Origin of the sequence: Aureimonas mangrovi (genome assembly GCF_014058705.1) — a bacterium.
Taxonomy (GTDB): Bacteria; Pseudomonadota; Alphaproteobacteria; order Rhizobiales; family Rhizobiaceae; genus Aureimonas; species Aureimonas mangrovi.
On sequence record NZ_CP059692.1, the window covers coordinates 3,136,063 to 3,142,500 of the forward strand.

5 protein-coding genes are annotated in these 6,438 nt (G+C 66.7%); 3 read left to right on the top strand and 2 right to left on the bottom strand.

Going from position 1 to position 6,438, the window contains the following annotated elements; genetic code table 11:
• Positions 1-48: 48 nt before the first annotated feature.
• Positions 49-942 carry a hydroxymethylglutaryl-CoA lyase gene (locus tag H1343_RS15140; protein ID WP_185983673.1) on the bottom strand — a complete coding sequence of 298 codons (894 nt, stop codon included), beginning with the start codon at positions 940-942 and terminating at the stop codon, positions 49-51.
• Positions 943-959: 17 nt separating this feature from the next.
• Positions 960-2,372 (bottom strand): aminotransferase-like domain-containing protein, encoded by a 1,413-nt coding sequence (locus tag H1343_RS15145; RefSeq protein ID WP_185983674.1) that lies wholly within the window; start codon positions 2,370-2,372, stop codon positions 960-962.
• A 134-nt stretch (positions 2,373-2,506) separates the two neighbouring features.
• Between H1343_RS15145 and H1343_RS15150 the strand changes: the two genes are divergently transcribed.
• From H1343_RS15150 to H1343_RS15160, 3 genes are all read left to right on the top strand, one after another.
• Positions 2,507-3,814, top strand: coding sequence for a hydroxymethylglutaryl-CoA reductase, degradative (locus tag H1343_RS15150; RefSeq protein ID WP_185983675.1), 1,308 nt, complete (start codon positions 2,507-2,509; stop codon positions 3,812-3,814).
• A gap of 150 nt (positions 3,815-3,964) precedes the next feature.
• On the top strand, positions 3,965-4,459 hold the full coding sequence (locus H1343_RS15155) for a hypothetical protein (protein WP_210270046.1): 495 nt from the start codon (positions 3,965-3,967) through the stop codon (positions 4,457-4,459).
• Between the two features lies 1 nt (position 4,460).
• Positions 4,461-5,840 (top strand): tripartite tricarboxylate transporter permease, encoded by a 1,380-nt coding sequence (locus H1343_RS15160; RefSeq protein ID WP_185983676.1) that lies wholly within the window; start codon positions 4,461-4,463, stop codon positions 5,838-5,840.
• Positions 5,841-6,438: the final 598 nt, after the last annotated feature.

Sequence of the window (6,438 nt, forward strand, 5' to 3'; positions counted from 1 at the left end):
GCAGAATTTGCCTGATCCTCCAAACGAAATCCTGTCTGCCTGCGCGCTCTATCGCGGAAGGGCCGCAAGATGCGAAGCCGGCTTCTTCCCGAGAGCATCTGCGATGAACAGAGCGGCCTCGACGATGCGTTCGCGGTCGATGCCCGTCTCGATGCCCATCCCGTCCAGCATGTAGACGAGGTCTTCCGTGGCGACATTACCCGTCGCGCCCTTGGCGTAGGGACAGCCGCCGAGACCACCCACAGCCGCATCGACCACCGACACGCCAAATTCCAGACAGGCGAAGATGTTGGCGAGCGCCTGCCCGTAAGTGTCGTGGAAGTGGACGGCAAGCATCTCCAGCGGCACGCCCCGCGTCACACGCTCGACCATCGCGGCTGCCGCGCGCGGCGTGCCCGTCCCGATCGTGTCGCCGAGCGAAATCTCGTAGCAGCCCAGCGCCGCCAACCGGGCCGCCACGTCCGCCACCGCATCGGACGATACCGCGCCCTCATAGGGGCAGCCGAGAACGCAGGAGACATAGCCGCGAACCTTGATGCCGTGTCCTTGCGCATGAGCGACCACGGGCCCGAAACGCTCCAGGCTTTCGGCAATCGAACAGTTGATGTTGCGCTGCGAGAAGGTTTCCGACGCGGAGGCGAAGACGGCGACCTCGCGCGCGCCGGCTCCGATCGCAGCCTCGAGCCCCTTCATGTTCGGCACGAGCACCGGATAGACGACGCCCCCGACCTGCGGTGCCAGCCGCAGAACCGCAGCGCTGTCAGCCATCTGCGGCACCCATTTCGGCGAGACGAAACTGCCGGCCTCGATCGTTCTGCAGCCCGCCTCGACCAGTCGTTCGATGAGCGCGACCTTCGTCTGCGTCGCGATCTCGCCTTTCTCGTTCTGGAGCCCGTCACGCGGGCCGACCTCGACGACGCGCACAGTGGAAGGAAATGCCATTTCTGCCCTCTTCGATGTCAGGATTTTGAAACGCCCAGAGCCTCGCTCAGAAAGGCGATGAAGCGTGGGTCCGCGCCGTAGGCGACATTGATGCGGATGGCCGGCGGATGGCTCTCCTCCCGGTCCGGATAGAAGACCGAGCCCGGCGCGATGAAGATGCCGCGCGCCGCGCCTCGTCGGCACAGCTCCGCCTCGTCTGTCGACGGCGGTAGCGCGAGCCAGAGATAGTAGCCGAGGCCGTTCGGCCCGCTGCCCGTTTGTCTCGCCGGGAGTTCGAGTTGATCGAGACCCGCGAGCGTCGCCGCCCATTCCTTCGCCAGCCTCGTGCGCAGCCGGCGCAGATGCCGCAGATAGTGGCCGCCCTCGATCAGCCCGAGCACGAAACGCTCCACGAAATCGGAAGTGGCGACGCCCGTCACCATCTTGATGTCGCGCAGCGAGGCGAGCAGCGAAGGATGGGCCGCGATATATCCGGTGCGAAGGCTCGCCGACAGCGTCTTGGAGAAGGAGCCGACATAGACGACCCGGTCCAGCCGTCCAAGCGCGGCCAGCCGGGGCATGCCGGGCGGCACGATATCGCCGAAGGCGTCGTCTTCGACGATCCGGAAGCCCCAGCTTTCCGAAGCTTGCAGGAGAGCAAAGGCGACAGCCGGCGTCAACGAGGTGCCGGTCGGATTTTGGGCCTGCGACTGGGTGAAGAAGAGCTTCGGTCGATGGCGCGGCAGCTTGGCGAAAAGGTCTTCCAGGTCGGGGCCGTCCGCCCCGCGCCGGATGCCGACCATCCGAACCTTGGCGAGCGTCAGCTTGGCGAAGAGCGGATAATAGCCCGGTTCGTCGACGAACACGGTGTCGCCGGGCTCCAGGAAATGGCGGATGACGAGATCCAGCGCGTGGTTGGCGCCGTGCGTGAGCAGAAGCCCGCCCGGCTCCACCGCGATCATGCGCTCGGCCAGCATCTGGCGCAGGCGGTCGCGCAGCGGCGCGAAACCCTCCGTGCTGCCATAGCCGAAATCAACGTCGCCGCCGCCGCGAAAGGCCGAGAAATGCCGACGCAGCTCCGACGTCTCCATCCAGGATGGCGGCGGTCGTCCATCGCCGGGGCGGACGTCGAAATGCGGGTCGAGTTGCTCGCGCAGAAGCGAGACGGCATCCGTCGCCTCGACGAAATGCGGAGGCGGCGCGGACCACAGGTCGCGCCCGCTGCGCGCGGCGTAATAGCCCGAGCCGCCGACGGCCCGCAGGAAGCCCTCCGAGACGAGACGATCGTAGGCTTCCGCCATCGTGTTCTTCGAGACGCCGTAGCTGAGGGCGGCGGCGCGCACCGGCGCCAGCCGGTCACCCAGGGCGTAGACACCGCCGGCGATATCGGCCTTCACCGCCTCCACGATCTCGTCGACGCGGGTGACCCTTCCCCGAGGCCTTTCCTCCAAAGCGTCCCTCCCTCGAAAATGGGACAATACGGCGGTCGATAGCCTAATTGTCCCTTGATTGTCCCTCCGTCCATGTGGACGATTATCGACATGTCGGCGTCAGGACAAGCCGAGGAAATGCTAGGGAGGACAGAATGAGCAACATCAGCGGCCGCGAGGCCGGCGTCGATTCGCGCATCACGGGCATGCGGGACATGACGCCCGAGGAGCGGCTGGCAGCGGTTGCAAAGGCAGCAAGCCTCGGTCCCGAAGACGCCCGCACCCTCTCCGACCCGACAAGCCTTTCGATCGAGCGTGCCAACGGCATGATCGAGAACGTCGTGGGCGGCTTTCAGCTGCCGCTCGGCATCGCCACCAATTTCACCGTCAACGGCCGCGACTATGTCGTTCCAATGGCCGTCGAGGAGCCTTCGGTCGTTGCCGCGGCGTCCTACATGGCCCGCATCGCGCGTGGCAATGGCGGCTTCGCGACCTCGAGCACCGCGCCCGTCATGCGCGCACAGATCCAGATCCTCGGCCTCGGCGATCCGCATGGTGCGCGCCTTGCTCTCCTCAAGGCGCGCGAGGAGATCATCGAAACCGCCAACAGCCGCGACGCTGTCCTCGTTGGGCTAGGCGGCGGCTGCCGCGACATCGAAATCCATGTCTTCCCGCAGACGCGTCGTGGGGCCATGATCGTCCTGCATCTCCTCGTCGACGTGCGCGACGCGATGGGCGCGAACACGGTCAACACCATGGCCGAGGCCGTGGCGCCGGTCGCAGAGCGTCTGACCGGTGGGCAGGTGCGCCTTCGCATCCTGTCGAACCTCGCGGATCTTCGCATCGCCCGGGCGAGCGTGCGGATCCCCGAAGCGGCGCTCGCGACCAAGGACTTCTCGGGCCGGCGCATGATCGACGGCATCCTCGACGCCTACGAGATGGCGGCGATCGACCCTTACCGAGCCGCCACCCACAACAAAGGCATCATGAACGGCATCGACCCCGTCGTCGTCGCCACCGGCAACGACTGGCGCGCCATCGAAGCCGGCGCCCATGCCTACGCCGCGCGAAGCGGACGCTACACTTCGCTCTCGACCTGGGAGGAGGACGGCGAGGGCAATCTCGTCGGAACGCTCGAGATGCCAATGGCGCTCGGCCTTGTCGGCGGCGCGACGAAGACCCATCCGGCCGCGCAGGCCGCGCTGAAGGTGCTCGGCGTCGGTTCCGCGCAGGAGCTTGCCGAGGTGACCGTAGCCGTGGGCCTCGCGCAGAACATGGCCGCCCTGCGCGCGCTGGCGACGGAAGGCATCCAGCGCGGCCACATGGCGCTTCACGCCCGCAACATCGCGATCCTCGCGGGAGCGAGCGGCCCGGAGGTGGACAAGGTGGCCCGCGAGCTCGCTGCGGCCCACGATGTGCGCACCGATCGCGCCCGCGAGATCCTGGCTCAGATCAGGGGCTGATAGCCACCGAGCGAGGGCGCGCCCTCGCCTCATCGGCCTTCAGGCCATTTCTCTCGAAGCGAGGCATCGCGGTTAACGGCCTCGACCGCGATGCGCATGACCGCGGCGCGAAGGTGCGCCGTGCGGAGCCGAAAGACAGGGAGGAGCATCATGAACGAAGACAGAAGGGCGCCGCAAGCGCTCGACCGGCCACCCGGCACCGCAGGCATCGCCGCCCCGCAGCGCGATCTCGCTCAGGTTTGGGGCGACGTCGTCGACCTGCGCGAATTGCGCCTCGCCATCCCGATCGGCGCAGCGATCAGCCTCGGAGCGTATCTCGGCGCCGTGGCCCTTTTCCGCGGTTTCGTCGAGGACCCGGCGATGGCGCGTGCCTACGGCATGCTCGTGGGCATCGCTGGCTGTATTCTTTCCGGCGCCGTCTGCGCGGTGCTCTTCCAGCCCAAGCGCATCGTCCGCGAGGAGATCGAGGACACCGCCTGGCACGAAGCGGTGATCGACCAGCTCGCCGCCGAGCGCGGCGGGATCGGCCTCCTGGAGGACCTGCCGCCTGCCGCCGAACGGGAATTGAAGGAACTCGGGCTCTACGAACTCTTCGCCGCGCGCTCGCGCGCCGAGGCGCAGGAACCGTCACGAGGGGGGATGTGACATGGACGACCTCTATTATCAGATCGCGGTCGCGGTCGGCATGGGTGTCCTCGGCGCCGTCATCTTCTCGCTGATCGGCCTTGTCTCGGGCACCGACGAGACCGCGACGATCGCACCCGTGACCCTCGTCGTCGTCCTTCTCGGCGTTCCGCCTGTGGGCATCTTCACCTTCTGGATGGCGGCCGCCGTCTCCAAGCATCTCACGCACGCCGTACCGACCGCGCTCCTCGGCATTCCCGGTGACACCCTGGCCATTCCGCTGATGCCGCAGGCGACGGCCCTCAGAAACCTCGGCATCCCGCACATCGCCCTGCGCAAGATGATTTCCGGCGGCTTGATCTCGGCGTTCATCGCAGTGCCGCTGTCGGTCGGCTTCGCGCTGATCCTGGCGCCTTTCGCAAGCGCAATCACCAGTTCCGCGCCCTGGCTCTTCCTCGTCGCTGCGTTGCTGATCGCCTACTTCTCGGCCGGGCGCTGGGCTTCGGTTGCCGCACTGGTGCCTTTCGTGCTCCTGATCGTGGCTTTGCGCGCCTTCACAGCGGGCTACGATACGCCGCTGACGATCAGTTACTTCCTGGGAATCGCGGTCGGCCCCCTGATCGCGGCGCTCTTCTCGGCGCTGTCACCGCTCGAGCGGGCCAACATCAAGGTGGACGGCCCGCGCATTTTCTCGCTCGCGCCCGACGTGAAGTCCTGGTCCGGCTACCTGCCGAACCCCTTCCGCGTCCTCGACGGAACTCAGTTGCGATGGACAGCGGCAGCGGCGACCGTCACCAGCGCGACCTTCGTTTTCAGTCCCGTCGCGATGACAGTCATCATGGGCGAAGCGGTCGGCGCGCGGATCAAGCACGCCTATCATCGCCTGACCACGGTCCTGTCCGTTCGCAACGGCGTGACGGAATCGACCTACATCGCCGAGGCGATGATTCCGCTCATCGCGTTCGGCCTGCCTTTGAGCCCCGTAGCGGCCGGACCAGCCGCGCCGCTTTTCAACGCTCCGCCGCGCTTCACGGTGGATACGGCGAGCGGGCAGGTCGAGAACCTCCACACGTTGATGACCCCTTGGGAGTTCCTCGGATACGGCCTACTGGCGGTCGCGCTTGCAGGCCTTATCGCCTATCCCTTCGCGATGAACTACGCGCGCAATGCCGCGGCCTTCGTGGCGCGCCGGATCAGTCACGAAGCCATTATCGCAACGTTCGTCGGTCTCGTCCTCGTGATTGGCGGCTGGGAGGGCGGCATGCTCGGCGTCCTTGTGATCGTGACGGTCGGCCTGGTCGGCGGACTCCTGTACCGGATCATCGGTTTCAACACGGGCGTCCAGTTCATGGGTTTCTACGCCGCGATTCTGACGGTCCCTGCCCTGCTCGGCCTCTTCTGACGGCGGCCTACGGCAAGATTGCGTTCGGCGCCTCCTACCCTCGGGCGGGGGGCGTCCTTCTCTCGGGTACTTTACGTCCATCTGGGAGGTGCGCCGGCTCTGAATGGGTATGCGGGCTATTACGGGCAGGGTTGATGGTGGCCGCTTCCATGCTCGCCCAGCCGTGCCGCTCTGTCCCAACGACCGTGTTCAGGCATGCAGTTCATGGGCTTTTACGCGGCATACGGACGGTTGCTACGTTGCTCGGGCTTTTATGAGGAGCTGAGCGGGCGTGCCGTGATGCGTTTGCGGCGTGCCGGGCGCGGTTCGTGCTTCGTGCTGGCAGCCTGCGGCCTTTGGTCGTGGGCTTTTTCGATTGCGTCTGCTGCCCCGTGCGTTTTCGATGGAAGCATCACGCTGCGCGCCGCTCTGATGGACCCGCCGTCCGCCGCGCCCGGTACAACGTGGCGACGAGGCTGCCTGGGGCTGCCGGGGCTGAGCCCGCCTTTGTGGCCTCGGTTGCCATAGCTGCCCATAGCTGCACCGGGGTCGCCCAACCTGACGGACCAATTTTGTCAGCGCCGCCCATGGCGGTCCGACCGTCCGCAGCTTGTCTGCG

Bases quoted from the DNA above. Each gene is read 5' to 3' on its own strand.
- H1343_RS15160 (WP_185983676.1), top strand. From the start codon at position 4,461: ATGGACGACCTCTATTATCAGATCGCGGTCGCGGTCGGCATGGGTGTC.
- H1343_RS15150 (WP_185983675.1), top strand. From the start codon at position 2,507: ATGAGCAACATCAGCGGCCGCGAGGCCGGCGTCGATTCGCGCATCACG.
- H1343_RS15155 (WP_210270046.1), top strand. From the start codon at position 3,965: ATGAACGAAGACAGAAGGGCGCCGCAAGCGCTCGACCGGCCACCCGGC.
- H1343_RS15140 (WP_185983673.1), bottom strand. From the start codon at position 942: ATGGCATTTCCTTCCACTGTGCGCGTCGTCGAGGTCGGCCCGCGTGAC.